The sequence below is a fragment of the Nostocoides australiense Ben110 genome (assembly GCF_001050535.1).
GTDB lineage: Bacteria > Actinomycetota > Actinomycetes > Actinomycetales > Dermatophilaceae > Nostocoides_A > Nostocoides_A australiense.
Window position 1 is genome coordinate 2434545 of sequence record NZ_HG764815.1, and the last position, 25687, is coordinate 2460231.

At 69.6% G+C, this 25687-nt stretch carries 25 protein-coding genes and 1 pseudogene; 14 read left to right on the top strand and 12 right to left on the bottom strand.

Going from position 1 to position 25687, the window contains the following annotated elements; all coding sequences use genetic code 11:
• Positions 1-322, top strand: a pseudogene (locus BN11_RS11695) (hypothetical protein); the annotation flags it as partial.
• Between the two features lie 45 nt (positions 323-367).
• Entirely contained in the window at positions 368-3034 is a 2667-nt protein-coding gene (gene acnA, locus BN11_RS11700; protein ID WP_048697895.1) for an aconitate hydratase AcnA, read from the top strand.
• An 84-nt stretch (positions 3035-3118) separates the two neighbouring features.
• Here the strand turns inward: acnA and BN11_RS11705 are convergent, their stop codons facing one another.
• Together BN11_RS11705 and BN11_RS11710 are read right to left on the bottom strand one after the other, a co-directional pair.
• Positions 3119-3391, bottom strand: a complete 273-nt coding sequence (locus BN11_RS11705) for a hypothetical protein (RefSeq protein ID WP_157044105.1) — start codon at positions 3389-3391, stop codon at positions 3119-3121.
• Between the two features lie 10 nt (positions 3392-3401).
• Positions 3402-4310, bottom strand: a complete 909-nt coding sequence (locus tag BN11_RS11710) for a DUF559 domain-containing protein (protein ID WP_048697898.1) — start codon at positions 4308-4310, stop codon at positions 3402-3404.
• 195 nt (positions 4311-4505) lie between these two features.
• Here BN11_RS11710 and BN11_RS11715 point away from each other — a divergent pair, with 195 nt between their 5' ends.
• From BN11_RS11715 to BN11_RS11725, 3 genes are all read left to right on the top strand, one after another.
• Positions 4506-4943 (top strand): VOC family protein, encoded by a 438-nt coding sequence (locus BN11_RS11715; protein WP_048697901.1) that lies wholly within the window; start codon positions 4506-4508, stop codon positions 4941-4943.
• Position 4944: 1 nt separating this feature from the next.
• The gene (locus BN11_RS11720; RefSeq protein WP_048697904.1) at positions 4945-5526 is read left to right on the top strand and encodes a helix-turn-helix domain-containing protein; all 582 of its coding nucleotides are present in this window, start codon (positions 4945-4947) and stop codon (positions 5524-5526) included.
• 172 nt (positions 5527-5698) lie between these two features.
• The gene (locus tag BN11_RS11725) at positions 5699-7126 is read left to right on the top strand and encodes a pyridoxal phosphate-dependent decarboxylase family protein (protein ID WP_048697911.1); all 1428 of its coding nucleotides are present in this window, start codon (positions 5699-5701) and stop codon (positions 7124-7126) included.
• 112 nt (positions 7127-7238) lie between these two features.
• Here the strand turns inward: BN11_RS11725 and BN11_RS11730 are convergent, their stop codons facing one another.
• Complete coding sequence (locus tag BN11_RS11730) at positions 7239-8288, bottom strand: trypsin-like serine peptidase (RefSeq protein ID WP_048697915.1); 1050 nt, start codon at positions 8286-8288, stop codon at positions 7239-7241.
• A 188-nt stretch (positions 8289-8476) separates the two neighbouring features.
• Between BN11_RS11730 and BN11_RS11735 the strand changes: the two genes are divergently transcribed.
• The 5 genes from BN11_RS11735 (at position 8477) to BN11_RS11755 (ending at position 15399) form a co-directional block, all read left to right on the top strand.
• Positions 8477-8791, top strand: coding sequence for an alpha/beta hydrolase (locus tag BN11_RS11735; RefSeq protein ID WP_048697918.1), 315 nt, complete (start codon positions 8477-8479; stop codon positions 8789-8791).
• Positions 8792-8854: 63 nt separating this feature from the next.
• Positions 8855-10933 carry an IPT/TIG domain-containing protein gene (locus BN11_RS11740; RefSeq protein ID WP_048697921.1) on the top strand — a complete coding sequence of 693 codons (2079 nt, stop codon included), beginning with the start codon at positions 8855-8857 and terminating at the stop codon, positions 10931-10933.
• 124 nt (positions 10934-11057) lie between these two features.
• Positions 11058-11327 carry a 30S ribosomal protein S15 gene (gene rpsO, locus BN11_RS11745; protein WP_048697925.1) on the top strand — a complete coding sequence of 90 codons (270 nt, stop codon included), beginning with the start codon at positions 11058-11060 and terminating at the stop codon, positions 11325-11327.
• A gap of 180 nt (positions 11328-11507) precedes the next feature.
• Complete coding sequence (locus tag BN11_RS11750) at positions 11508-13937, top strand: polyribonucleotide nucleotidyltransferase (RefSeq protein ID WP_048697928.1); 2430 nt, start codon at positions 11508-11510, stop codon at positions 13935-13937.
• A gap of 265 nt (positions 13938-14202) precedes the next feature.
• Positions 14203-15399 carry a cytochrome P450 gene (locus BN11_RS11755; RefSeq protein WP_053084086.1) on the top strand — a complete coding sequence of 399 codons (1197 nt, stop codon included), beginning with the start codon at positions 14203-14205 and terminating at the stop codon, positions 15397-15399.
• Positions 15400-15643: 244 nt separating this feature from the next.
• On the opposite strand, the gene BN11_RS11765 is transcribed toward BN11_RS11755, so the two are convergent.
• Complete coding sequence (locus tag BN11_RS11765) at positions 15644-16480, bottom strand: hypothetical protein (RefSeq protein WP_048697933.1); 837 nt, start codon at positions 16478-16480, stop codon at positions 15644-15646.
• Positions 16477-17355, bottom strand: a complete 879-nt coding sequence (locus tag BN11_RS11770) for a GNAT family N-acetyltransferase (protein ID WP_157044107.1) — start codon at positions 17353-17355, stop codon at positions 16477-16479. The genes BN11_RS11765 and BN11_RS11770 overlap by 4 nt, the downstream gene beginning before the upstream one ends.
• 143 nt (positions 17356-17498) lie before the next feature.
• Here BN11_RS11770 and dapB point away from each other — a divergent pair, with 143 nt between their 5' ends.
• Entirely contained in the window at positions 17499-18251 is a 753-nt protein-coding gene (dapB, locus tag BN11_RS11775; RefSeq protein WP_048697940.1) for a 4-hydroxy-tetrahydrodipicolinate reductase, read from the top strand.
• A gap of 53 nt (positions 18252-18304) precedes the next feature.
• Positions 18305-19084, top strand: a complete 780-nt coding sequence (locus BN11_RS11780) for an SIR2 family NAD-dependent protein deacylase (RefSeq protein ID WP_048697942.1) — start codon at positions 18305-18307, stop codon at positions 19082-19084.
• Here the strand turns inward: BN11_RS11780 and BN11_RS11785 are convergent.
• From BN11_RS11785 to BN11_RS11810, 7 genes are read right to left on the bottom strand one after another with little or no spacing between them, the layout of a single operon-like run.
• Positions 19081-19395 (bottom strand): AzlD domain-containing protein, encoded by a 315-nt coding sequence (locus BN11_RS11785; protein WP_048697944.1) that lies wholly within the window; start codon positions 19393-19395, stop codon positions 19081-19083. The genes BN11_RS11780 and BN11_RS11785 overlap by 4 nt on opposite strands.
• Entirely contained in the window at positions 19392-20123 is a 732-nt protein-coding gene (locus BN11_RS11790) for an AzlC family ABC transporter permease (RefSeq protein ID WP_048697946.1), read from the bottom strand. The genes BN11_RS11785 and BN11_RS11790 overlap by 4 nt, the downstream gene beginning before the upstream one ends.
• A gap of 3 nt (positions 20124-20126) precedes the next feature.
• Positions 20127-20813, bottom strand: a complete 687-nt coding sequence (locus BN11_RS11795; RefSeq protein WP_083433705.1) for a GNAT family N-acetyltransferase — start codon at positions 20811-20813, stop codon at positions 20127-20129.
• Complete coding sequence (locus BN11_RS25190) at positions 20813-21091, bottom strand: Clp protease/crotonase-like domain-containing protein (protein ID WP_235435452.1); 279 nt, start codon at positions 21089-21091, stop codon at positions 20813-20815. The genes BN11_RS11795 and BN11_RS25190 overlap by 1 nt, the downstream gene beginning before the upstream one ends.
• Positions 21088-21540, bottom strand: a complete 453-nt coding sequence (locus BN11_RS25195) for an enoyl-CoA hydratase/isomerase family protein (protein WP_235435453.1) — start codon at positions 21538-21540, stop codon at positions 21088-21090. The genes BN11_RS25190 and BN11_RS25195 overlap by 4 nt, the downstream gene beginning before the upstream one ends.
• A gap of 9 nt (positions 21541-21549) precedes the next feature.
• The gene (locus BN11_RS11805; protein ID WP_048697948.1) at positions 21550-22017 is read right to left on the bottom strand and encodes a dihydrofolate reductase; all 468 of its coding nucleotides are present in this window, start codon (positions 22015-22017) and stop codon (positions 21550-21552) included.
• Positions 22018-22030: 13 nt separating this feature from the next.
• Positions 22031-22822, bottom strand: a complete 792-nt coding sequence (locus BN11_RS11810) for a thymidylate synthase (protein ID WP_048697950.1) — start codon at positions 22820-22822, stop codon at positions 22031-22033.
• 79 nt (positions 22823-22901) lie between these two features.
• Between BN11_RS11810 and dapA the strand changes: the two genes are divergently transcribed.
• Positions 22902-23786 (top strand): 4-hydroxy-tetrahydrodipicolinate synthase, encoded by an 885-nt coding sequence (dapA, locus tag BN11_RS11815; RefSeq protein WP_048697952.1) that lies wholly within the window; start codon positions 22902-22904, stop codon positions 23784-23786.
• On the top strand, positions 23783-25468 hold the full coding sequence (locus tag BN11_RS11820; RefSeq protein ID WP_048697954.1) for a ribonuclease J: 1686 nt from the start codon (positions 23783-23785) through the stop codon (positions 25466-25468). The genes dapA and BN11_RS11820 overlap by 4 nt, the downstream gene beginning before the upstream one ends.
• The last annotated feature ends 219 nt before the right edge of the window (positions 25469-25687 follow it).

Below are 25687 nucleotides of genomic sequence, written 5' to 3' on the forward strand. Positions count from 1 at the left end.
CCGCGGCCGGACCCGCGCCGGTTCGCGCCACCCGCTGCTGCCGCATACGGCGGACGTGGTCGTGCTCGACCCGCCGCGCACGGGCGCGGGCAAGGACGTGTGCTGCGCGGTGGCCGCGTTGTCCCCCAGAGCGATCGCGTATGTCGCCTGCGATCCGGCCGCGCTCGCCCGCGACCTGGCGACCTTAACCGGGCAGGGGTATGCCGTCACCCGCCTCCGCTCGTTCGACGCCTTCCCGATGACCCACCACGTGGAATGCCTTGCCCTGCTGGAGCCCGCGGGTGGGAGGATCGACAGGACCGGACCAACTAAGATATCTTGACGTCAAGATATCTCGGTCGAAGACGCACGGCGTCGGAAGGAGCCAATGGTGGCGAGCACGAACAGCTTTGGGGCACAAGGACAGCTGCAGGTCGGTGAGCAGAGCTACGAGATCTTCCGGATCAACACCGTCGAGGGCCACGAGTCGCTGCCCTACAGCCTGAAGGTGCTGCTGGAGAACCTGCTGCGCACCGAGGACGGGGCCAATGTCACGGCCGACCAGATCCGCGCGCTCGGCGGCTGGGACGAGAACGCCGACCCGGACACCGAGATCCAGTTCACGCCGGGCCGCGTGATCATGCAGGACTTCACCGGCGTCCCCTGCGTCGTCGACCTGGCCACGATGCGCGAGGCCGTCGCCGAACTCGGCGGCGACCCGGCCAGGATCAACCCGCTCGCTCCCGCCGAATTGGTCATCGACCACTCCGTCCAGATCGACGTCTTCGGCCGCGCCGACGCCTTCGAGCGCAACGTCGAGATGGAGTACGAGCGCAACGGCGAACGCTACAAATTCCTGCGCTGGGGCCAGACCGCCTTCGACGACTTCAAGGTCGTGCCGCCGGGCACCGGCATCGTCCACCAGGTCAACATCGAGCGCCTCGCCCGCGTGACGATGACCCGCGACGGCGTCGCCTATCCCGACACCTGTGTCGGCACTGACTCCCACACGACCATGGTCAACGGCCTCGGCGTCCTCGGCTGGGGCGTCGGCGGCATCGAGGCCGAGGCGGCCATGCTCGGCCAGCCCGTCTCCATGCTCATCCCGCGGGTCGTCGGCTTCAAGCTGACCGGCGAGATGAAGCCGGGCGTGACGGCGACCGATGTCGTGCTGACGATCACCGACCTGCTGCGCAAGCACGGCGTGGTCGGCAAGTTCGTCGAGTTCTACGGCGCCGGCGTGGCGGCGCTGCCGCTGGCCAACCGCGCCACCATCGGCAATATGAGCCCGGAGTTCGGCTCGACCTGCGCGATCTTCCCGATCGACGAGGTCACGCTCGACTACCTGCGCCTGACCGGCCGCTCTGAGGAGAATGTCGCGCTCGTCGAGGCCTACGCCAAGGAACAGGGCATGTGGCTCGACCCGGCCGCCGAGCCGCGCTTCTCCGAGAAGCTCGAACTCGACCTCGGGACGGTGGTCCCGTCCATCGCCGGGCCCAAGCGCCCGCAGGACCGGATCGCCCTCTCCGACGCCAAGATGCAGTTCGGCATCGACGTCAAGAATTATGGTGTCGACGGCGAGCTGCGCGAAGAGGCCGTCTCGGGTGAGAGCGGGTCGTATGGGCTGAAGGACGGCGCCGTCGTCATCTCCTCGATCACCTCCTGCACCAACACCTCCAACCCGAGCGTGATGATGGCGGCCGGCATGCTGGCCAAGAACGCCGTCGAAAAGGGCCTGACGGTCAAGCCGTGGGTCAAGACGTCCATGGCTCCCGGGTCCAAGGTCGTCACCGGCTACTACGAGGCCGCCGGCCTGTGGCCCTACCTGGACAAGCTCGGCTACAACCTCGTCGGTTACGGATGCGCCACCTGCATCGGCAACTCGGGCCCGCTGAATGAGGAGATCTCCGCGGCGATCAACAAGGGCGACCTCGCCGTCACCGCGGTCCTCTCGGGCAACCGCAACTTCGAGGGCCGGATCAACCCGGACGTGAAGATGAACTACCTCGCCTCCCCGCCGCTGGTCATCGCCTACGGCCTCGCCGGCTCGATGAACTTCGACTTCGACCTCGAGCCGCTGGGCCAGGACTCGGCCGGCAATGACGTCTTCCTCAAGGACATCTGGCCTTCGCCAAAGGATGTCGAGGCGACGATCGCGCAGGCGATCGCCCGTGACCTGTTCGAGAAGGTCTACGCGGATGTCTTTGCGGGAGACGAGCGTTGGCAGTCGCTGCCGACGCCGGAGGGCAACACCTTCGAGTGGGACCCCGACTCGACCTATGTCCGCAAGCCGACCTACTTCGACGGCATGTCCATGGAGCTGACCCCGGTCACCGACGTCGAGGGCGCGCGCGTCCTGGCCAAGCTCGGCGACTCGGTCACCACCGACCACATCAGCCCGGCCGGCTCGATCAAGGCCGATTCGCCGGCGGGTCGCTACCTCGCCGACCACGGCATCGGCCCGAAGGACTTCAACTCCTACGGCTCGCGCCGCGGCAACCACGAGGTCATGATTCGCGGCACCTTCGCCAACATCCGCCTGCGCAACCAGCTCCTGACGGATGTCGAGGGCGGGTTCACGCGCGACTTCACCCAGGACGGCGCCCCGCAGACGACGATCTACGACGCGTCCGCGGCATACCAGGAAGCCGGCATCCCGCTCGTCATCCTGGCGGGCAAGGAATACGGCTCCGGGTCTTCCCGGGACTGGGCGGCCAAGGGCACCGCGCTGCTCGGGGTCAAGGCGGTCATCGCCGAGTCCTACGAGCGCATCCACCGCTCGAACCTGATCGGTATGGGGGTGCTGCCGCTGCAGTACCCGCAGGGCCAGAACGCGGAGTCCCTCGGCCTGTCCGGCACCGAGACCTTCACGATCACCGGGGTGACCGCGCTCAACGAGGGCACCACTCCCAGGACGGTCAAGGTCGTCGCCACCCGCGAGGACGGCTCGAACTCCGAGTTCGACGCGGTCGTGCGGATCGACACTCCCGGCGAGGCCGACTACTACCGCAACGGCGGCATCCTGCAATACGTGCTCCGCTCCCTGGTGAGCTGACCCGCAGCGCCGCACCGCGGCATACCGCCGAAACCGACGGGCCGCACCCCAACCCGGGTGCGGCCCGTCGGCCGTCTCCCGGCGTCAGGCGTTGGCGAAGAACTCGAGGTGGCCGCAGGCGCTGCACCGCACGCCCGTGATGTCCAGGCGCTCCCGGCCGAACCGGGAGGCGCCGCCGAAGATGCCCTTCTCCAGGTCCCCGACGATCCAGCGGGCGAACCCGCGCGAGGACTGACCGCTGTCCTCGATGAAACCGGGTTCGAAATTGCTTGCGCCGCACCACGAACAGCGCCGACCGTCGCGCGGAGCCTCCTGCTCGCCGTGCTCGGGGACCGGGATCTGGGGGAACTGCGTCATGCCGTGAAGGCTATGCCCCGTCGAGGTCACGTGCCGAGGGCACGCGGTCGGGGCGGGGCGGCTTGGGCCGGCCGAGTTGCGTCGCGAGCCAGCACTCGATGCACCAGCGGACCCACGCCGGGTGATGCATCACGTCGACCCAGACGAATGACAGCACGTGATAACCGAACGCCGTCAGCTCGGTATAGCGGCGCCGGTCCTTCGTGAAACCGCGCTGGGTCCCGTGGTGTTCGTAGCTGTCCGCCTCGAGCACCAGGCGCAGGACCTCGTCCGCCAGATCCACCTGCGCGAACAGCCCATCGTCGGTGAGGAGCGCCTGCGGCCGCATGGCCAACTCGGGTATCTCCAGCGCGATCGCGCGCAGCACCGACTCGAAGGGGTTGGCGGCCCGCCCGTCGGCGTCACCGGCGATCCGGCGCGCTTGGGCCGTGCCAGGTCCGCGCAGTGTCGCCGCTGTGGAGCGCAATCGGTCCGGGTCGACGGCTCCGGCGCGCAGGGCCGAGTCAGCGACCGCGAGGCCTTCGTCGTAGGGCAGGTCGCGGGCGCAGTCGAGGACCGTCCGCAGGGGAGAGGTGCGGCCGGCGGCCCGCTCCTGCGGCGTGAGCTCGGCCCGGCGCACGTGAATGTCCGTGGCCTGGACTTGGCGCCCCAGGGGGAAGGTCAGCCAGGGCTGCCCGGGTGGGAACTTGACCTTCCACCCGTAGGCCTGCGCCGCGCTCACGTGCGACTGGGCAGCGGTATGCCGGTGCGCCGCCGCCCGGTGCTCGGCGACGGCCGGCAGCGCGTACCGGCCACGCGCGAGCAGGTCGACCTCCGCCGCGGACACTGCTGCCCGGATCTGCGATCGGGTGTGCACCCTGGCCAACTCGCGAAAGGTCGCCACACCGCCCAATTCGGTGAGCGTGGTGACGACGGGCATGTGGGTCAGCCTTCCGCGACATCGCCGATTCGTCTCGGGACGCCGCGGCGCGCTGTGGATAACTCCCGCCCAAACATTCAAAATACGAGGAAGCGCGCTCGTGGGCATCTGCACGCTCAGCAGCGGCTCTCTTGGCTGGCTCCTCGTATTTTGAATGTTCGACTCCCGCCCGGTTTGCGCACTATAGTTCTCACTATGAGCAATGACAGCGTCATCATGCCGCCCTTCCACCTGGCGATACCCGTCGGCGACATCGATGAGGCGCGCCACTTCTACGGCGAGGTGATGGGCTTCCACCGCGGGCGTTCCGACGAGCGCTGGACCGACTGGAACGTCGAGGGGCACCAGGTGGTCACGCACATGGTCGACGAGTATGCGGCGCCGGTAGCCGGGTGGAATCACGTCGACGGGCACCAGGTGCCGGTGCCGCACTTCGGCCTGGTCCTCAGCGTCGAGCGCTTCCAGGCCCTCGCCGAGCGGATGACGCAGGCCGGCACCGACTTCGTCATCGAGCCGTATGTCCGCTTCCAGGGCGAGGTGGGGGAGCAGTGGACGATGTTCTTCCTCGACCCGAGCGGCAATGCGATGGAGTTCAAGGCCTTCGCCGACCCGAGCCAGCTCTTCGCCGTCTGACATGGCCGACACCCCGCCGCTGGCCGAGGACTTCCTCGCCCTGGTCGGCGCCCGCATCCGGGCGCGACGGCGGAGCAAGGGAGTCACGGTCCAGCAGCTGGCCGACGAGGCCGGCATCAGCCGGCGGCAGCTGACCGATGTCGAACAAGGGCACGCCAACCCGACCCTGGTCACCGTCACCCGCATCGCCCGGGCGCTCGGCACCGACTTCACCGAACTGCTCGAGCCGGCTGACTCCGGCAGCGTCGTGGATGTCGTTGCCCCACAGGGGTATACGCAGGTGTGGTCCACCGAGGCCGGCAGCAGCGCCACGCTGCTCGTGGCCACCCCCGGGGCCCGGCAGGCCGACCTGTGGCGGTGGTGGCTCGCCCCCGACGAGGCGTATCAAGGCCAAGCCGACCCCGCCGGCTCCTACGAACTCTTCTCGGTGCTGAGCGGCACGCTCACCATCGAGACAGACGAGGGACGGTATGCCGTGGACGCCGGCTCCTCCGCCCGCTTGCGCAGCGATCGCGCCTATGCCTACCGCAACGCCGGCGAGGTGCCCGTGGTCTTCGTCCGGGTCGTCGCTCTCGCCCGGTGAGTCAACCCGGGGATCCAGCCGGGCGACGGCGCGCAACGCCTCGGGATCGTACGGGAGATCGGCGAGGTCACTTGCCAGAGCCTCGCGCTCGGTGCGGACGAGGGGCCAGATATCGGTGCTCACAAGGAGAGATTGTGCGACCTCGCCCAGGCCGCAGGGCTTCAATGTCGGTATGACGCCCGAAGAGTTCCGCGCCGCCGGTCACCAACTCATCGACTGGGTCGCGGATCACCGCGCCCGCATCCCGGACCTGCCCGTCGCGGCACGCACTCGACCGGGGGAGATCAGCGGCGCCCTCCCGGTGCACGCGCCGCAGGAGCCGGAGTCGCTCGAGGCCGTTCTCGCCGACCTCGACGCCATCGTCGTGCGGGGTGTCACCCAGACCCAGCATCCCGGCTTCTACGGGTGGTTCCCGAGCAATGCCTCCCTGTCCTCGGTGCTCGGGGATATCGCCTCGGGCGGCTTGGCGGCGCTCGGCATCACCTGGCAGTCCGCGCCCGCGCTGACCGAGATCGAGCAGGTCGTCACCGAGTGGCTTCGTGAGCTGACCGGCCTGGACCCGGCCTGGAAGGGCGCCATCCAGGACACTGCCTCCACCGGCACGCTCGTCGCCATGCTTGCTGCCCGCGAGCGCGCGTCCGAGCTGAGCGAACACGCGGGCGGCCTGCAGAGTGTCGCCCAACCTCTCGTCGTCTACTCCTCGGCCCACGCCCACTCCTCGGTGCCCAAGGCCGTGCTGCTCTCGGGCTTCGGGAGCGACAACCTGCGCTTCGTCGACGTCGACCCCACCACCTACGCCATGGACCCGAAGGCACTCGAGGCGGCAATGGCCGCCGACGTCGCCGCCGGCCGCAAACCGGCAGCGGTCATCGCCGCGCTCGGCACTACGGGCACAACGGCTTTCGATCCCGTCGCCGAGATCGTGCCCATCGCGCAGCGGTATGGCGCGTGGGTGCACGTCGATGCCGCCATGGCGGGCTCGGCCATGATCCTGCCGGAGATGCGGCACCTGTTCGCCGGCATCGACGGCGCCGACTCCATCGTGTGGAACCCCCACAAGTGGCTCGGCACGATCCTCGACTGCTCGCTGCTCTATGTCCGCGACGTCGACCACCTCGTCGCCTGCATGTCGACGACGCCGTCCTATCTGCGCTCGTCGGCCGACGACCAGGTTGTGCAGTACAAGGACTGGGGCATCCCGCTCGGGCGTCGCTTCCGGGCCCTCAAGCTGTGGTTCCACCTGCGGCTCGAGGGCGTCGAGGCGATCCGCGAGCGCCTGCGCCGCGACCTCGCGAACGCGCAGTGGCTAGCCGAAACCGTTGCTGCGGAGCCGGATTGGCGGGTGCTGGCGCCCGTGGACCTGCAGACCGTATGCCTGCGCCACGAGCCCGCGGGCCTGGACGGGGAGGCGTTGGACCGGCATACCCTCGCCTGGGCGGACGCGCTCAACGCGAGCGGCACGGCGTTCGTCTCCCCGAGCAAACTCGACGGCCGGTGGATGGTGCGGGTCTCCATCGGCGCCGAGGCGACCGAACGATCCGACGTCGAGGGGCTGTGGGCGGCGTTGCGCGCCAACGCCGACGCGGCCGGGACACAGTAGACACGACCAGTGCCGGCCCACGGATTCACCTGGGCCTTGTCGGAGGGGGACGTGCGGCGCCCCCGCAGCCGGTGATCCGAGCTGCGGGGGCGGCAATGGGTTCGGCTCGCCGTCAGGCGGCCTTGGCGGCGTTGTAGACGTTCGCTTCGTTGGTGCCGAAGTACGGGCTGAACATCACGTGAGCCCACGAGGAGCCGATCCCGCCCTTGTTGCTGTTGACGGAGTTGACGTAGCCCATCCAGTTGGTGTTGACCCAGGACAGGTGCCCGCCACCGCTCGATCCACCCGTCATGTAGCAGGGGATGTACTCCTGGCCGGCCCAGGTGCCGGTGGCGTAGTAGGTGTTGGTCCACTGGCAGTAGCGGGCGTCCTCGCCGTTGGCGGTGTAGCCGGGCCAGCGCGAGTCGGTGACCGGGTAGCCGAGCGTGGTCCGCATGAGGCCACCCTGCGGGCCGTTGAACCAGATGCCCTGGGAGCCGGTGATCGCCTGGATCGGCGTGCCCGCGCCATTGGTCCGGACGACGACGGCGGCCATGTCGTCCGCGTAGGAGCCGTAGTAGTAGTAGTTCCCGGTCGTCCACATGTTCCGCGCGTACCAGGTGCCGAGGGTGTTGCCGTACTGGTAGCCGGGGCGGAAGAAGGCGTTGGTGTACCACTGCTTCGTCGACGGGTTGACGACACAGTGTCCCGCCGTGACCAGTGTCGACCGGTTGGCCGCGGTGACGACCGTGGCGGTGCACCAGCTCCAGCCGCTGCCGGTGTTGAAGTAGTACTTGCCGGTCTGCCGGTTCGGGTTGAGGTTCTTGCCGAGCGGCCAGAGCGAGCCGGCGTAGGAGTCGGGGACGCCGTTGACGGCGCGCTCGGTCGCGCCCGCCTTGACGGCCACCGGACCGACCTTGGTCTCGACGCCCCGCTCGAGGCTGGAGGGCCGCGCGGCGCCGCCGCGACCGGCGGGCAACTGCATGGGCTTGGCGGACTTGACGATAGCCTCGACGTCGAGGCGCGCGGTTGCCCGCTGTTCGGCGGATGACACGCTGTGGCCGACCGCGGCCGTGCGGTCTGCACTGGATCCGGACGCGGCGGTGGCTGATCCACCGGCGGCGATGCTGGCCAGAGCGGCGGCAGCGCTGATGGTGCCGAGCGTGAGACGGCGTGCGTGCATGACAAAACTCCCTCTGCGAGATGGGTTCCCGGGCATGAGGACGGCGACCCGGTCAGCGAGACTTCGCTGACCCAATGGAGTGCACCAGGCCCCGGTTGATACACCGTCGGTCAGGCTCCAGTCACTGGAGTGACTCGGGGCGCCCACGTCCTCCGCCGCCCTGGTCCGGCGGCAGCCTCGGTGGCCGCATGTCCATCGGCGCGGCGTCGCGGCTCGCCACCCAACCCTCCGCCGTCGTGGACATCTCCGGAGGAAATGACACGACCCCGGCCGATGCCGCCGAGCTGACCAGCCCGCTGCTCCTCATCGGCTCCGCGAACGACAGCTCGACCCCGATGACCCGGCTGCGGGAGATCGAGAAGGCTGCGACGAACGCCTCGTCCGTCACGGTGCGGGAAGTGCCCGGCGACGCCCATGCCAGCGCCATTTTCGACGGCCCGTCCGGTGAGTCGGTCTTGAATGACATCGTCTCCTTCCTTGACGAGCACGCCGCAGCGAACTGACCGACGCGTGCGTCCCGCGCAGTCCGACTGGACCGGCCGGCCTGCATCGTCGATCCTTGGGGCATGCAGCAACAGGCCCCACACCGGCCGGCGTGGAGCGCCGCCCTGTTCTCCGTCGTGGTCATGATCGCCTGCCTCGGCGCGTCCGCAGCCCCGATGGGAGCGGCCGTCACCCCGCGCGTGTCCACGGTCGTTCCGGCATCCGGGCCGCCACGGGGCGGGGCCACGATCACCATTCAGGGCAGCGGCTTCACCGGCGTCGAACGCGTGCTGTTCGGGACCATCGCAGCCAGGTCGGTGAAGGTTCTCTCGCCGAGGTCCATCCAGGTCCTCACCCCTGCCCACGCTGCCGGTTCGGTCCACGTCAAGGTCGTGACAGGAGGGGGGTCGTCCCCCGCCACCGCCCAGGATCGGTACGCCTACGTCGGACCACCAGCCGTGACCGGGTTGGCCCCGGCGATCGGCAGCACCGCGGGCGGGACCGTCGTCCAGGTGACCGGCGAGCGATTCCTCGGCGTCCGGCAGGTCCTTCTCGGCGAGCAACCGGCCCACTCGGTCACGGTGGTCGACTCTCGCACCCTCCGCGCCACGGCGCCGGCGGCGGCCGCGGGAGATGTCGATGTTCGAATCACGACCTTCTCCGGCACCTCACCAGTGGTCTCGGCCGGCGTGTTCCGGTATGAGGATCCGCCGGCGATCTCGCACCTCACGCCGGCAGCCGGCCCGTCCTCGGGAGGGACCGAGGTAACGATCACCGGCACCGGATTCGTGGGGACGACGGCGGTGACCTTCGGAGGAATCCCCGCGACCTGGACGCTGACCTCACCGGCGACGCTGGTTGCCACGTCCCCCGCGAGCACCCGCGCCGGAACGGTGGACGTCCAGGTGCAGGCCGGGGGTCTAATCTCCGCCGCCGGCGCGGCCGCGAGCCAGTTCACCTATGACTGGGTGGGACCGACGATCACCGGGCTCGATCCCCGGCAGGGACCCATGGCCGGGGGCACCCCGATCACCCTGACCGGAACGGGCTTCACAGGAGTCACCGGCGTGCTTTTCGGGGAGGCGACCGCGTCCTATTCGGTCGTCTCGGACACCGAGATCAGCGCGGTGACCCCTCCGGGCCTCACCCCCGGCCCGGTTCGGGTGCAGGTGACGACGTCGTCGGGCACGACGCCGGAGGACGCGCACGCCGTCTACACCTATGAGGGGGGCGGCCCCGCCGGCGGCAACGGGCCGTTGCTCTCCTATACCCGGGGTGTCGACTCGGACCGGGACGGGACCTTTCAGGGCGGAAGCGCCGAAGAACTGACCACGGATGTCTTCATCCAGAACGTCGCCGAGGGCACTGCCCCGGTCATGGTGAACCCACCGAATGGCGAGGCGGACATCACCCCCAGTTTCTCTCCGGACGGGACCAAGATCGCCTGGGCCTCGTCCGCGACGAACAATGGCACCTTCGACATCTTCGTCAAGGATCTCAGCACGGGCGTCATCACCAACCTGACCAATACCGGTGCGGGACAGTTCGAACGCTGGCCCAACTGGTCTGTCGACGGCGCACAGATCGTGTACAGCAAGCGGACGCGAGCCAACAACCTCGACATCTGGATCATGAACGCCGACGGGAGCGATCAGCACTACGTGGCCGGGCAGGTCGGGCCCGGCCAGACCGCGGAGGACTGCTGCGCGTCCTTCGACCTGCTCGGCGGGGTGGTCTTCGCGTCCAACCGCGCCGGAAACTTCGACGTGTACCGGTATCGGCTCGAGCCACGTAGTGCCACGGAGAACCCGGCTCGCCTGACCAGGCTCACCCGGTCCACCAGCTACGAGGGGACCCCGTCGGTCGAGGCCACCGGTACGGTGGTGTACCGGCACGGCACCGAGCAGCAGGTCTATCGCGTCGATCCGGCCCAACCCGGCGCTCCGCCGATGCGCGTGCCCACGCCCGGCCTGATCCGCACTCCGAGCGGAACCCCCGACGGCCGGGGCCTGGTGTTCGGCTGGCGGGAGCGTCCCGGGCCGCCGCTCGATATCGCCTGGGCCGCCGCGGACGGGACGGGTCTGGTCATGCTCACGGACACGCCGACGCTGACCGAAACCGATCCGGCCTGGCAGCCAGCGCCGGTCAGTCCCAGCGATTAGGGGACAACCCGGGCCCGCTGGTAGCCTTGAGCGGTTGCCGTGACAACGGCCGCGGACCCAGAGAGCCCCGGTGAACCAGCCCGGGTGCGCCGCGCAACGACATACGAATGGAGACCGGACGCCCATGCCACTGAGCACCGACGTCAAGAAGCAGATCATCGCCGAGTACGGCCAGTCCGAGAGCGACACCGGCTCTCCCGAGGTGCAGATCGCGCTGCTCACCCAGCGGATCAAGGACCTCACCGAGCACAGCCGCACGCACAAACACGACCACCACTCCCGCCGTGGTCTGCTGCTGCTCGTCGGTCAGCGCCGCCGCCTGCTGCGCTACCTCGAGAGCGTCGACGTGGAGCGCTACCGTGCGCTGATCAAGCGCCTCGGCCTGCGCCGTTGACGGTGCACAGCGCCGATGAGAATTGAGAAGAGGCGGCCCGCAAACCGGGCCGCCTCTTCTCGTATGCCGTAGCCACGGCATACCCGCAGCTCGCCCGGGGAGCCGGGCGCGCCGCATACCGAAAGAACCCCGTGCACAACGACGATGCACGAGGCGAAAGCTGAGAGAAAGCGAGGGCCCATGGAGGGTCCAGAAATCCAGTTCGCGGAAGCCGTCATCGACAATGGCAGCTTCGGCACCCGCACCGTCCGGTTCGAGACCGGACGCCTCGCCCGCCAAGCGGGCGGTTCCGTCACCGCATACCTCGATGGCGAGACCACCGTCCTGTCGACCACCACGGCCGGCAAGACCCCGAAGGAGCAGTTCGACTTCTTCCCGCTGACCGTCGACGTCGAGGAGCGCATGTACGCCCTCGGCAAGATCCCGGGCAGCTTCTTCCGTCGTGAGGGCCGCCCGTCCACCGAGGCCATCCTCACCTGCCGCCTGATCGACCGGCCGCTGCGCCCGTCCTTCGCCAAGGGCCTGCGCAACGAGGTCCAGATCGTCGAGACGGTCCTGGCCCTCAACCCCGACCACCAGTACGACGTGCTCGCCATCAACGCGGCCAGCGCCTCGACCCAGATCTCCGGCCTGCCCTTCTCCGGCCCCATCGGCGGCGTGCGCGTCTCGCTGATGGACGGCCAGTGGGTGGCCTTCCCGAACTTCTCCGACGCCGAGCGCTCGACCTTCGACATGGTCGTCGCCGGGCGCATCGTCGGCGACGACGTCGCCATCATGATGGTCGAGGCCGAGGCCACCGACGCCACCTGGAACCTCGTCAAGAACGAGGGCAAGCAGGCGCCGACCGAGGAGATCGTCGCCCAGGGCCTCGAGGCCGCCAAGCCCTTCATCAAGGCGTTATGCGAGGCGCAGAGCGAGCTCGCCGCCGCCGCGGCCAAGCCGGTGGAGGAGTTCCCGCGCTTCCTCGACTACGAGGACGATGCGTATGCCGCCGTCGAGGAGTTCGTCTCCCGCGACGGCAAGCTCGCCCAGATCCTCACGATCGCCGGCAAGCAGGAGCGCGAGGACGCCCTGGACGAGCTGAAGTCCGCCGTCCACCTCGAACTCGTCGGCACCGCCGACGTCTTCACCGGTGAGGGCGAGGCCGGACCGTTCACGGGCCGGCAGAAGGAGATCAGCGCGGCCTACCGCTCGGTGCAGAAGAAGCTCGTGCGCGAGCGCATCCTGCGCGACAAGGTCCGCATCGACGGCCGTGGTCTGGCCGACATCCGCGCGCTCTCGGCCGAGGTCGAGGTGCTCCCGCGGGTGCACGGCTCGGCGCTCTTCGAGCGCGGCGAGACCCAGATCATGGGCGTGACGACGCTGAACATGCTCCGTATGGAGCAGCAGCTCGACACCCTCTCGCCGGTCACGCGCAAGCGCTATATGCACAACTACAACTTCCCGCCCTACTCGACCGGTGAGACCGGCCGCGTCGGTTCGCCGAAGCGCCGCGAGATCGGCCACGGCGCGCTCGCCGAGCGCGCCCTGATGCCGGTGCTGCCGACCCGCGAGGAGTTCCCCTACGCGATCCGTCAGGTCTCCGAGGCCCTCGGGTCCAACGGCTCGACGTCCATGGGTTCGGTCTGCGCCTCCACCCTCGCCCTGCTGAATGCCGGTGTGCCGCTGCGCGCCCCGGTCGCCGGCATCGCGATGGGTCTGGTGTCCGCGGAGCTCGACGGTCAGATGTCGTATGCCGCGCTGACCGACATCCTCGGTGCCGAGGACGCCTTCGGTGACATGGACTTCAAGGTCGCCGGCACCCGCGAGTTCGTCACGGCCATCCAGCTCGACACCAAGCTCGACGGCATCCCCGCCGACGTGCTGGCCGGTGCGCTGACCCAGGCCCGCGACGCGCGCCTGTACATCCTCGACGTGATGAACGAGGCGATCGACGGACCGGACGAGATGTCCGAGTTCGCCCCGCGCGTCATCTCCGTCAAGGTCCCCGTCGACAAGATCGGCGAGGTCATCGGCCCGAAGGGCAAGATGATCAACCAGATCCAGGAGGACACCGGCGCCGACATCTCCATCGAGGACGACGGCACCGTCTACATCGGCGCCACCGACGGCCCCTCGGCCGAGGCGGCGCGGGCCGCGATCAATGCGATCGCCAACCCGCAGATGCCCGAGGTCGGCGAGCGCTTCCTCGGCACGGTCGTCAAGACGACGACCTTCGGGGCGTTCGTCTCGCTGCTGCCCGGCAAGGACGGCCTGCTGCACATCTCCGAGGTGCGCAAGCTGGTCGGCGGCAAGCGGATCGACGCCGTCGAGGACGTGTTGTCCATCGGCCGGAAGGTCCAGGTGGAGCTGAAGGAGATCGACCCGCGCGGCAAGCTCTCGCTGGCCGCCGTGCTCCCGGAGGGTGCCGAGGCACCGGCCGAGGGCGCCGACGGCGAGGGCGCCGGCTCCGACGCCCAGACTGACACGCCCGCCGGCGACAACGCTGGCGACAACGGTGGCGCCGAGCATCCCCGCGAGCGTCGCGATGGCGAGCGTCGCGAGGGTGGCCGCAGCCGCAGCCGCCGTCGCACCCACCACGGCGAGGAGTCGCGCCGCGACGAGGAGTGATCCTCGCGGCAGACCGCCCGAATCCGGTGGGCCGGAACGCAATCGCGTTCCGGCCCACCGGCATTTCACCCCGCGCTCACCAGCGCAGCTGCACCAGATCAGGCGAGCGACGGGCATTGCCCGGTTCGAAGGCGTAGCGGGTACGTAACCCCGTCGCTGGACGGGCCTAGCTCCGGTCGTTGCGCTGGCGAGGCGGGCCACGGGGTCTCAAGACTTGCCGAGAAGGGGCATCATCGGGAGGCCCCGGCAACCCAGGGAGCTGCGCATGTCCGTGGACGTCAGCGAGCGGCATACCACCTCCGTCGCCGAGGCGCCGGAGGACTTCTTCGGGGAGGAGGTCCTCAGCGACCGCGACCGCTACTACGCCGCGTGGCGCGAGAGCGCCGCCGTCGTGCACCTGACCCGCAACGATCTCTGGGCGCTGACGCGGTATGACGCGATCCGGTTCGCGCTCGCGACCCCGGCAATCTTCAGCTCCACCAAGGCCGTCTTCAACGACATGATGAACGACGCGCTGCGCGGCAGCGCGCTCGCCTCCGACCCGCCCGAGCACGCGCCGCTGCGCGCCGTGCTCGCCAAGTACCTCTCGCCGCGGGTGGTGCGCTCGCGCCAGAGCGACATGGAGACGTATGCCGATGAGCTGGTCAGCAGCGCGGCGGCACAGGGCAGCTTCGACGCGATCCGGCTGGCGCAGGCATACCACCAGCGGATCATGGGCGAGATGATCGGGATGCGCCGCGAGATCCAGGCGCGCGTCGTGCCGTGGGGGGATTCCGCGCTCAACGTCTTCGGGCCGTTCAACCAGCGCACGTTCAAGCACCTGCCGGTTGCGGGCGACCTGGTCAGGTGGGCCATGCAGGTCACGCCGGACCAGCTCGGCGAGGGCAGCGTCGGCCGGGCGGTGTTCGAGGCCGCCGACCGGGGCGAGATCCCGCACGAGGCGTGCACCGGCCTGATCCATCAACTCGTCGCGGCGGGGATCGACACGGCAATCGCCTCGCTGGGCAACCTCATCGCCCACCTGGGCGACAACCCCGCCCAATACGCGATCCTGCGCGCCGAGCCCGGCCTGGCGGGGGCGGCCTTCACCGAGTCCCTCCGGTTGGAGTCACCGATCCACGCCATGGGCCGCCGGGTCACCGAGGACGTGGAGGTCGACGGCATACCGATCCCGGAGGGGGCGCAGGTGGCGCTGCTCTTCGCGGCGGGCAACCGGGACCCGCGACACTACGACGACCCCGACACCTTCGACATCCGCCGCAACCCGGTCGACCATCTCTCCTTCGGCCACGGAGTGCACACCTGCGCCGGCATGCACCTCGTGCGGCACGAGGCCGAAGCCCTGCTCGCCGCCCTGGTGCGGCACGTGCCGAGCTACTCCATCGGCGAGCGCCGGCCCAAGCTGAGCAACCTGGTCAGCAGTTGGGGGACGCTGACGGTAGCGGTGGCGTCGCGGGGCTGAGAGGTCCTGGACTCCCGGCGTCGCCGTCCGGAGTGGTTTTTCTCGTCCCGCGTCCCGTGTCGGGTCCCGTCAGTCGTCGCCGCGGGGGCGATCGGAGCGGAAGTCCTGGATCCACCAGGACTCGCCATCGTGCCACTCGGGCTCCACCGCGTTGATCGGGACCGCATCGAGCACCCGGCGCCACGAGAGCGCGCGGTGGATCGGGCTGAGGCGGCGCGCCGCCGGCAGCAGCGCGCGCAGACTGTCAAGCGGCGCCAGGTCGCTCCAGTTCTCCAGATAGGCATCGACGGCCCGCGCGACGCGCGGATCGTCGGGCGTCGTGCCGAGCGCTCGCGCCATCGACGCGCTCGCGATGTGCAGCACGGCGAACCGGTGGCTCCACACGGCGTCGCCGAAATCGACGAACTTCAGCGGCCCCGGCCACGCTGGGGAAGGCGCTGTCGTCGTGCAGATCGTTGTGCTGCAACGAGTCCGGTATGCCGCTCGCGTCGAGTTCCGTGCAGGCGTCCACGAGTTCGGGCAAGGCCATGGTGGCCGCTGCCGCATCCTCGCGGCTGAGTCCGCGCGGATCGCCGCCGCCGAGCCGGGCCAGTTCGTCGATATGTTGCTCGACGTATGCCGGGGTGTCGCGGGCGCGCAGTCCCGGCCGACCCGTCGCGGCGATCTCCGCCGCGTAGGGGGAGAGTTGTCGTTGCAGCGCACCGAATTCCGCGAGCACCCGGGTCCAGTCCGCTGCGGTGCCCCCATCGCGTTCGCGAAGGGTCGGGCCCTGGTCGGGGGAGAGCGGCAAGCCGCGCTCATGGTCCACGGCGATCGGTTCGACCACCCGGCCGGGCGCGAGCTCGGCGAGTCGGGCGACGAGGGCTGCTTCGGAGGATTGCCCGGCGTTGTTCTGCTTGAGCCACACGCGTCCGCGGTCGCTGGGGACGACGAGTTGCGTCGACCAGAACTGGATGCGCGGCTGTTCGATCGGCCCGGTGATCCGGCATCCTTTGGCGTGCAGCACATCCCCGATCCACGCGGACACCTCGGCCCGCCACTCTGGCCCGGCCCAGATGACCGGCCAATCGTGCGTGGTCATGGCGCTCCGATCCGAAGGTTGACGGTGTCCTCGACCGGCTCGAACCCGATCCGTTGGTAGACCCCGTTGCTGGTCGGGTTGGCGAGGTCGGTGAACAGGCACGGTGTGGCGTCGCGTCCCTGAATCGTCAGCGCCGCAAGGCAGGTGACGGCCGCGGCGAACCCGTGACCGCGGTTCTCCGGCGGTGTGTAGACCGGGCCGATACGCGCGAATCCGAAAGCGGCCGGGCGGGCCCCGGCCAGCGAGACGACGCGTCCGTCGTCTTCCCACAGCCACAGGCAGTCCTGGGCGGTCCGGTCAGCGACGATCGCGCGATACTCCGCGCACTGCTCCTCGCGAGAAGCAGTCGGCGCCTCGCCGACCTCGTCATGGAAGGCCAGGAACCAGTCGGTGCAGAAGTCCACCTCGTCCGCCCGAGCGAGGCGGCCCTCACCGGGCACGCCCGTCGGTGGCACGAGGTGGGTGACCTGGAAGAGCCGGGTCGCCCGCTCGACGTGGACCGCCCCGCCGATCTCCTCGATCAGACGCTCGCAGAAGGCCTGAGCCGAAGCAAGCGTGCCATTGGCTCCGCCCGGTCGCTCGCCGCGGGCGAGCACATCGCCCGCAAGGCGCCTGGCGGCGTCGGGGCGGACATCGAGAAGGTAGGGCGGCCAGTCGCCGCTGCGCATGGCGAGACCGTCGGGCGCTCCGGAGGCGTCGCGCTGGACGGCGAACCAATACGGCGTGGGCGCCGTTTTGGCGACGACCTGCTCGCCCGCGAGCAGGCGAACCAGCATGGACGAGATCACGTTGGCGCGCAACGCATTCGACGCCAGGAATCCCTGCGCGTCGGACTCGAAAGCTCGCGGATCGTCATACCACTCCAGGTCCACCACGCGTTTCACGGTAGGACAAGAAATGGTCTGCCCGCCGGGGTTTTCGGCCGGACCGCGGCCAGGGCACGACCGGCCCAGGACCCACGACTCTGTGCGCGAGGTGGCGACCCCGATCGAGGCTCCCCGCGATCTAGGGTGTGGGAATGAGTGACAAGAGCATCAAGGTCGCCGTCATCGGCGCCGCCGGACGCATGGGATCGACCGTGTGCGACGCCGTCGACCTGGCCCCCGACACCGAGCTGGTCGGGCGCTTCGACGTGGGCGACGACCTCGGGGATCTCGGCGGAGCGGACGTCGTGGTCGAGTTCTCGGTCCCGGACGCGTCCCTGACGAATGTCACCCACTGTGTCGAGCAGGGTGTCCACGTCGTCGTCGGCACGACGGGCTGGACCGAGGACAAACTCGACAAGCTGCGCAAAACCGTTGCCGCGCACAAGGATGTCGGTGTCCTGATCGCGCCGAACTTCGCCATCGGTGCCATCTTGATGATGCGCTTCGCCGAGCAGGCGGCCCGCTTCTACGAGTCGGTCGAGGTCGTCGAACTCCACCACCCCAACAAGGTCGATGCCCCGTCGGGCACGGCGGCTCGCACTGCCGACCTGATCGGCGAGGCGCGCAAGGCCGCCGGACTGGGCCAGGTCCCGGACGCGACCACCCAGGACCCGGAGGGGGCCCGCGGGGGGCGGTTCAACGGCATACCGGTGCATTCGGTGCGCCTGCGTGGTCTCGTCGCGCACCAGGAGGTGCTCTTCGGCGCCGAGGGCGAACTGCTCACGATCCGCCACGACAGTCTCGACCGGGCCTCGTTCATGCCGGGCGTGCTGACCGGGGTCCGGCAGGTGGCCGGCCACCCTGGCGTCACTGTCGGGCTGGAGAACTATCTCGGGCTGAGTTGACGGCACGCTGAAGTGCGCCGACCCGGTCGATCCGCAGGTGAAGGGAGAGGATCGTGGAGCAGGACGACACGGCTCGCGTCACCGTGCCCAAGGCCCTGACCGAGATCGCGGCCCGTTCGCCCCGGGTGGTCGTCCTCACCGGCGCGGGCATGTCAGCCGAAAGCGGTCTGGCCACCTTCCGCGATCCGCATGCCGGTCTGTGGGAACGGTTTTCGCCACAGGCGCTGGCGTCGGCCAGCGCGTGGGAGGATGACCCGGAGCTCGTCTGGGCGTGGTACCTCTGGCGTTTCGAGCGCATCGAACACGTGGCCCCGAACGCCGGGCACGTCGCGATCGCGCGGTGGGGTCGCGGCGCCGATGTGTCCGTCGTGACCCAGAACGTCGACGACCTCCATGAGCGCGCCGGGAGCGCCGACGTCGTCCACGTCCACGGGGCGATCGCCTCGTTCCGCTGCAGTGTCTGCGAGGCACCGTATGCCGAGCCGATCGACGTCCCGGACGAGCCGGTGGAGCGCCTGCCCCCGCCGGTATGCCGCGTCTGCGGCGGTCTGGTCCGGCCCGGCGTCGTGTGGTTCGGCGAGGTGTTGCCCGTCGACGCGTGGACCCGCGCTGTTGCCCTCGTGTCCGAGGCCGACCTCGTGGTCGTGGTCGGCACCAGCGGCATCGTCTATCCCGCGGCGGGCCTGCCCGCTATCGCGCGCTCCGAGGGTGCCGTCGTCATCGAGATCAATCCCGACCGGACCGATGTCTCCGACATGGTGCACCACACGTGGCACGAGACGGCTGCCCGGGCGCTACCGGCGCTGGTCGGGTCGTTCTTGCCCGCGGGTTAGGTCCAGCCGGAGAGGCGCAGCAGGGCGGCTGTGGCGGCGGTCGCTCCAACGACGACGAGGAAGTTCGCCTTGCGCCACAACAGGATCGCAGCGACGGCGACGGCCGCGAGGCGGGCGTCGAGCACGATTCGGCCGCCGGATCCGGCCACGGTCTGGGTGACGATCAGCCCGGCAAGAAGGGCAGCCGGCAGCAGGGCGCTGATGCGTGATGTTCGCGGCCCCTCCATCAACCGCGCGGGCACGAAATAGCCCGAGAGTTTGAGAAGGAAGGCAAGCGCACAGGCGGCGAGGACCGTGACCCAGGTGTTCATGGCAGCGGGTCCGATCCGGGGAGCCCGTCCTCGCCGCGCTCATGCCGGCCGTGTGCCATGAGACCGACGACGACAGCGGCGAGGGCCGCCAGGATGACCGGGATTCCAGCTGGCACAAGGGGAATGGTGATCAGGGCGATGAACGCGGCGAGCACCGCCGTGGCCCGCCCGTCACCGGTCTGCAGGCGCGGCCACAGCAGCGCGCAGAAGGCGCCGGCGGCAGCCGCGTCGAGCCCCCAGGTCTCGGGTTCGCCGAGCGCATTGCCGACCAGCGCCCCGACGAGGGTCATGAGGTTCCAGCCGGCGAGCACGGCGAGCCCCGTGACCCAGAAGCCGACCCGCTGGAGCGGACGTTCCTTCTGCGCGATGCCGACAGCGGTCGATTCGTCGATCGTGATGTGTGCAGCGAGCAGTCGTCTCAGGCCGCGGGCCTGCAGGAACTGTGAGGTCTGCAGGGCATACAGGCCGTTGCGGATGCCGAGCAGGGAGGACGTGGCGATGGCGGAGGCGCCGGAACCGCCCGCGGCCAGGATGCCCACGAGGGCGAACTGCGAACCGCCGGTGAACATCAAGAGGGAGAGCGCCTGCGTCTGCAGTACGCTCAGACCCGCGGCGACCGCAAGCGCCCCGAAGCTGACGCCGTAGAGGCCCGTAGCGACGCCGACCGAGATCCCTTGGCGAACAACCTCTTTGCGCCGTGCATCGCAGACAGCTTGGTCACTGGTCACCCGTCACCCCCCCTGCGCGTCGTCGTCGGTGTCCTGGCCGAGGGTCGCACGGACCCGGACTTCGCGCAGGGTGGCGCCATCGGGCGAGACGACGCGGTCACGGTAGGCGCCGTCCGGTTCGAGCCCGGCGCCGAGCAGGAAGGCACGGGTCTCCTCGGCGTCGGCCAGGAGCCACGCGGTGACGGTGTCGGCGCCCAGGTCGCGCAACTGGTCGACGCACGCGTTGAGCAGTCGCGAGCCGTGGCCCTGGCGCCGGGCCAGGGGATGCACGGCGAGCAGGGTCAGCTCGCCGGTGGCCTGGCCGGTGTCGGGATCCTGGCTCGGGCCGTATGCCGCGGCCCCGACCACTTGGGCGCCGGCCAGCGCGACAAGCAGCCGGTGGGCACCCGGCGGCGGGTCGGTCAGGGCATCGCGCCAGCCTCTCGCGAACGCCTGGGGATCGAACGCCGCGGCGACCTCGGGCAGCAGCTTGTCGGCGTAGGTGTCGATGAAGACCTGCGCCTGGACCTGACCCACGGCCGGGGCATCGGTCGCCCGGGCCTCGCGGACGGAGGCATCCGCGAGAGGTCCCAATGTCCGGTGATCCTGGGGCTGGTGATCCTGGGGCTGGTGATCCTGGGGCTCGGGGTCCTGGGGCTCGTGATCCTGGGGCTCGGGGTCGCGCGGCCCCTGGTGATGGGTCTCGGGCATCAGTGGCCCTCGAAGTGGGGGGCACGGCGTTCGGTGAAGGCAGTTCGGCCTTCGCGCAGGTCATCGCTCGCCCAGGCGGTGGCGAACGCGGCCTCGTAGCGGGAGAGCTGGAGCGGGTCGGTGATGCCGAAGCCGGACTTGGTGCCGGACTGGGTGAGCGGCGCCAGGGTCGCGGCGGCGGCCGCGAGCGACTGCGCGGCCGCCAGGTCGCCTCGGACCTGCGCGAATCCCAGCCGCCACGCGTCCTCCGCCGTGAGTACCGCCGCCGTGAGCGTCATCTGGCGCGCGGCGCCTTCGCCCCAGAAACGGGTGAGGCGGGGTCGAGGGTCCAGTGGTCGACCATGAGACCGAGCTTGGCGATCGGCACCGCGAACTTCGCATCGTCGGTGACCACGCGCACATCGCAGGCGAGGGCGAGCTGCATACCCAGTCCCATGCACGATCCGGCGATCGCCGCCACCGACACGATCGGCACCTCGGCGAGCCGCTTGAGCACGGCCCCGAGGTGGCGGGTGAAGGCGACGTCTTCGAGTTCGGTCAGGTCGGCTCCGGCGCAGAAGTGCCCGCCCGCGCCGGTGAGCACGAGCGCCCGGGCGCCCCCGGTCACCGCCGCGGCCACCGCCGCATCCAGTTCGTCCAGCGCGTCGTGGTTGAGCGCGTTGCGCCGCTCCTGGCGGTCGATCGTGATGGTCGCGACGGACTCGGACGTAGTCGTGGTGATCGGCACCCTGCGAGCCTAACGCCGCACGTAGGTGACGATTTCGTATGCCGGGTGCGTCTCCCGGTCGCTCTCGGCCCAGTCGACGGCGTCGAACTCGGGGAAGAAGGCGTCGCCGTCGGGGGAGAGGGGGATCTCGGTGAGGATCATCCGCTGGGCGAACGGCAGGGCGAGGGCATAGATCTGGGCGCCGCCGGCGACGAAGACCTCATCTGCCGGGCCCGCGAGGGCCAGGGCGGCCTCGAGACTGGTGGCCGTCTCGACGCCGGGGTGGCGCCAGTGCGGGTTGCGGGAGATGACGATGGTGCGCCGCCCGGGCAACGGCCGCCCGATGGAGTCGAAGGTGGCGCGGCCCATGATCAGGGTGTGGCCCATCGTCGTGGCCTTGAAGCGCGCTTGCTCGCCGGGCAGCGCCCAGGGGATGTCGGGCCCGTTGCCGATGACGCGGTTGTCGGCGACGGCGGCGATGAGGGTGATCGACGTCATCGGGTTGCGGGCGTCATACGGCGATCGGCGCCTTGATCGACGGGTGGGCCTGGTAGCCGACCAGCTCGATGTTCTCCAACTCGTAGGCGTCTATGGACTCCCGCGGCGTCAATCGCAGGGTCGGCAGCGGGAAGGGCTCGCGGGCCAGCTGCTCGCGGGCCTGATCGAGGTGGTTGAGATAGAGGTGGGCATCGCCGAGGGTGTGCACGAAGTCGCCGACCTCAAGCCCGGTCTGCTGGGCGACGAGGTGGGTGAGCAGGGCATACGAGGCGATATTGAACGGGACACCGAGGAAGATGTCGGCGCTGCGCTGATAGAGCTGGCACGACAGTCGGCCCTGCGCGACGTGGAACTGGAACATCGTGTGGCACGGCGGCAAGGCCATCTTGTCGACATCGGCGACATTCCACGCCGAGACGATGTGCCGCCGGCTGCTGGGGTTGGTGCGGATCGACTCGATCACGGCAGCGATCTGGTCGACGCTGCGCCCGTCCGGGGTCGGCCAGCTGCGCCACTGATGGCCATAGACCGGGCCGAGATCTCCGTTCTCGTCCGCCCACTCGTCCCAGATCGTGATGCCCCGCTCTTGCAGCCAGCGCACATTGGTATCGCCGCGCAGGAACCACAACAGCTCCCCGAAGATCGAGCGCAGGTGCAGCTTCTTGGTGGTCACGACGGGGAACCCGTCGGCGAGGTCGAAGCGCATCTGGTGGCCGAAGACCCCGAGCGTGCCCGTGCCGGTGCGGTCCGGGCGCTCCACACCCTCGTCGAGGACTCGTTGCATCAGGTCGAGGTACGGGCGCATGGCGTCAGCCTAGATTCCGGGTCCGACAACGCGCGAGATCTCCCGCCCACTGTCGGGGCCAGCGCATACCCTTGAGCGCATGAACCTGCCCTTCGGACGCGTCCTGACCGCGATGGTGACCCCGATGACCCCCGATGGGGAGCTCGACGCCACCGGAGCCAAGGCGGTCGTGAAGCACCTTCTCGACACCGGTCACGACGGCATCGTCGTCAACGGCACGACGGGTGAATCGGCCACCCTCACCTCGGCCGAGTCGATCGAGATGGTCGAGTGGGCGGGAGAGGCCGCCGGAGAGGCTGCCAAGATCGTCGCCGGGGTGGGCAGCAATGACACCCGGCATGCCGTGGAGATGGCCAAGCTCGCCGCCAACGCCGGCGCCGATGCGCTGTTGCTCGTCTCGCCCTACTACAACAAGCCCACCCAAGCCGGCCTCCTTGCCCACTGCCGCGCCGTCGCCGACGCCACCGACCTGCCGGTCCTCCTCTATGACATCCCCGGCCGCACGGGCATACCGTTCGCCGTCGACACCCTGATCGCGCTCGCGGAGCACCCCAAGATCCAGGGCGTCAAGGACGCCAAGGGCGACTTCTGGGCCGCGTCCCAGGTGATGGCGGCGACGGACCTGCAATGGTTCTCCGGCGCCGACGAGGTCAACCTCGTCCACCTCGCGCAGGGGGCGACGGGTGTGGTCAGCGTCGTCGGGCATGTCGCCGGCAAGCGGTATGCCGAGATGGTTGCCGCCGTCGAGGCCGGTGACCTCGCGACGGCGCGGCGGATCCACCTGGCCCTCATCCCGCTCGTCGAGGCGATCATGAACACCAGCCAGGGCGCGATCATGGCCAAGGCGGCGCTCAAGGAGTTGGGTGTCATCGAGCACGCCAGCGTTCGACTGCCGTATCTCGAGGGCCCGCCCGAACACCTCGAGAAGCTGCGCGCCGCTCTCGCGTCGACCGACCTGTCGTGATCCACCCGCACCCCGAACTCGGTCTGCCCGGGCCGCTCGCCGACGGCGCCGTGCGCGTCCTGCCTCTCGGTGGGCTCGGCGAGATCGGCCGCAATATGACGGTCATCGAGCACGACGGCCAGCTGTTGATCATCGACTGCGGTGTGCTCTTCCCCGACGAGCACCACCCGGGCATCGACCTGATCCTGCCCGACTTCGGGCCGATCGAGGACCGCCTCGACGACGTCCAGGCGGTCGTGTTGACGCACGGCCACGAGGACCACATCGGCGGCGTGCCCTTCCTGCTGCGGCTCAAGCCCGACATACCGCTGCTCGGGTCCCAGCTGACGCTGGCGCTGGTCGAGGCCAAGCTCAGGGAACACCGCATCCAGCCCTACACGCTGGCGGTGACCGAGGGGCAGCGGGAGCGGCTCGGCGTCTTCGACTGCGAGTTCGTCGCCGTCAACCACTCCATCCCCGACGCGCTCGCCGTGGCGGTGCGCACCCCGGGCGGGACCCTGCTGCATACCGGCGATTTCAAGATGGACCAGCTGCCGCTCGACGGGCGGCTGACCGACCTGCGGGCGTTCGCGCGGCTGGGAGAGGAAGGCATCGACCTGGTGCTGACCGACTCGACCAACGCCGAGGTTCCGGGGTTCGTCACGCCCGAGCGGGAGATCTCACCGGCGATCGACAAGGTCTTCCGGCACGCCGAGCGACGGATCATCGTCGCGTGCTTCGCCTCGCACGTCCACCGGGTCCAGCAGGTGCTCGACGCGGCCGAGAAGGCCGGGCGCAAGGTGGCGATGGTGGGCCGGTCGATGGTGCGAAACATGGGGATCGCCGCCGACCTGGGCTATCTGCACGTGCCCGACGGGATCCTGGTCGACTTCAAGAAGCTGGGCGATCTGCCGGACAACCAGGTGGTGCTCATCTGTACCGGCAGCCAGGGTGAGCCGATGGCGGCGCTGTCGCGGATGGCCAACCGGGAGCACCCGATCGATGTCGGGCCTGGCGACACCGTGTTGCTCGCCTCCTCCCTCATCCCCGGCAACGAGAACGCCGTCTATCGGGTCATCAACGGCCTGATGCGCCTCGGCGCCCATGTCGTGCACAAGGGCAACGCCCGAGTCCACGTCTCCGGGCACGCGGCCGCCGGGGAATTGCTCTACGTCTACAACATCCTCTCGCCGAGCAATGTCATGCCGGTGCACGGGGAGTGGCGCCACCTGGTCGCCAACGGCGAGCTGGCCATTGCCACCGGCGTGGCCCGAGACCGGGTCGCCGTCGTCGAGGACGGCGTAGCCGTCGACCTGGTCGACGGGCGGGTACGGGTGGCGGGCGCATTCGACTGCGGCTACGTCTACGTCGACGGCGCCTCGGTCGGCGCGGCCGACGAGGCGCTGCTGAAGGACCGGCGCATCCTGCGCGACGAGGGTTTCATCTCCATCGTCGTGGTCGTCGACTCCGTCAGCGGCAAAGTCGTCGCCGGGCCCGATATCTCCGCGCGCGGGTTCGTCGAGGATGCTGTGGTCTTCGACGACATCCGCCCGGCGCTGGGGGCCGCCCTCGACGATGCCACCGGCAACGGGGTGCGCGACACCTACGAGCTGCAGCAGATCATCCGCCGCCAGGTCGGCAGCTGGGTCGGCCGCAAGATCCGTCGCCGCCCGATGATCATCCCCATCGTCATCGAGGCCTGATCGACGTCCCCTCAGGACGCGAGGGGTGGACGCGAGCACGGGGAGGGTCCCGCCGATCCAGTCGAGTGGGGATTCGCGGCACGCTTTGTCGTCGAAAGCGTACCGACGTTCCCCTCTCGACCGGTCGACCCAACCTGGGAGCGCTCCGCGTGTGACGGGTGGGAATCCTGAGGCGATCGCGTACCTTTAGGACCATGGCGACCCGTCCGACCTCACCGC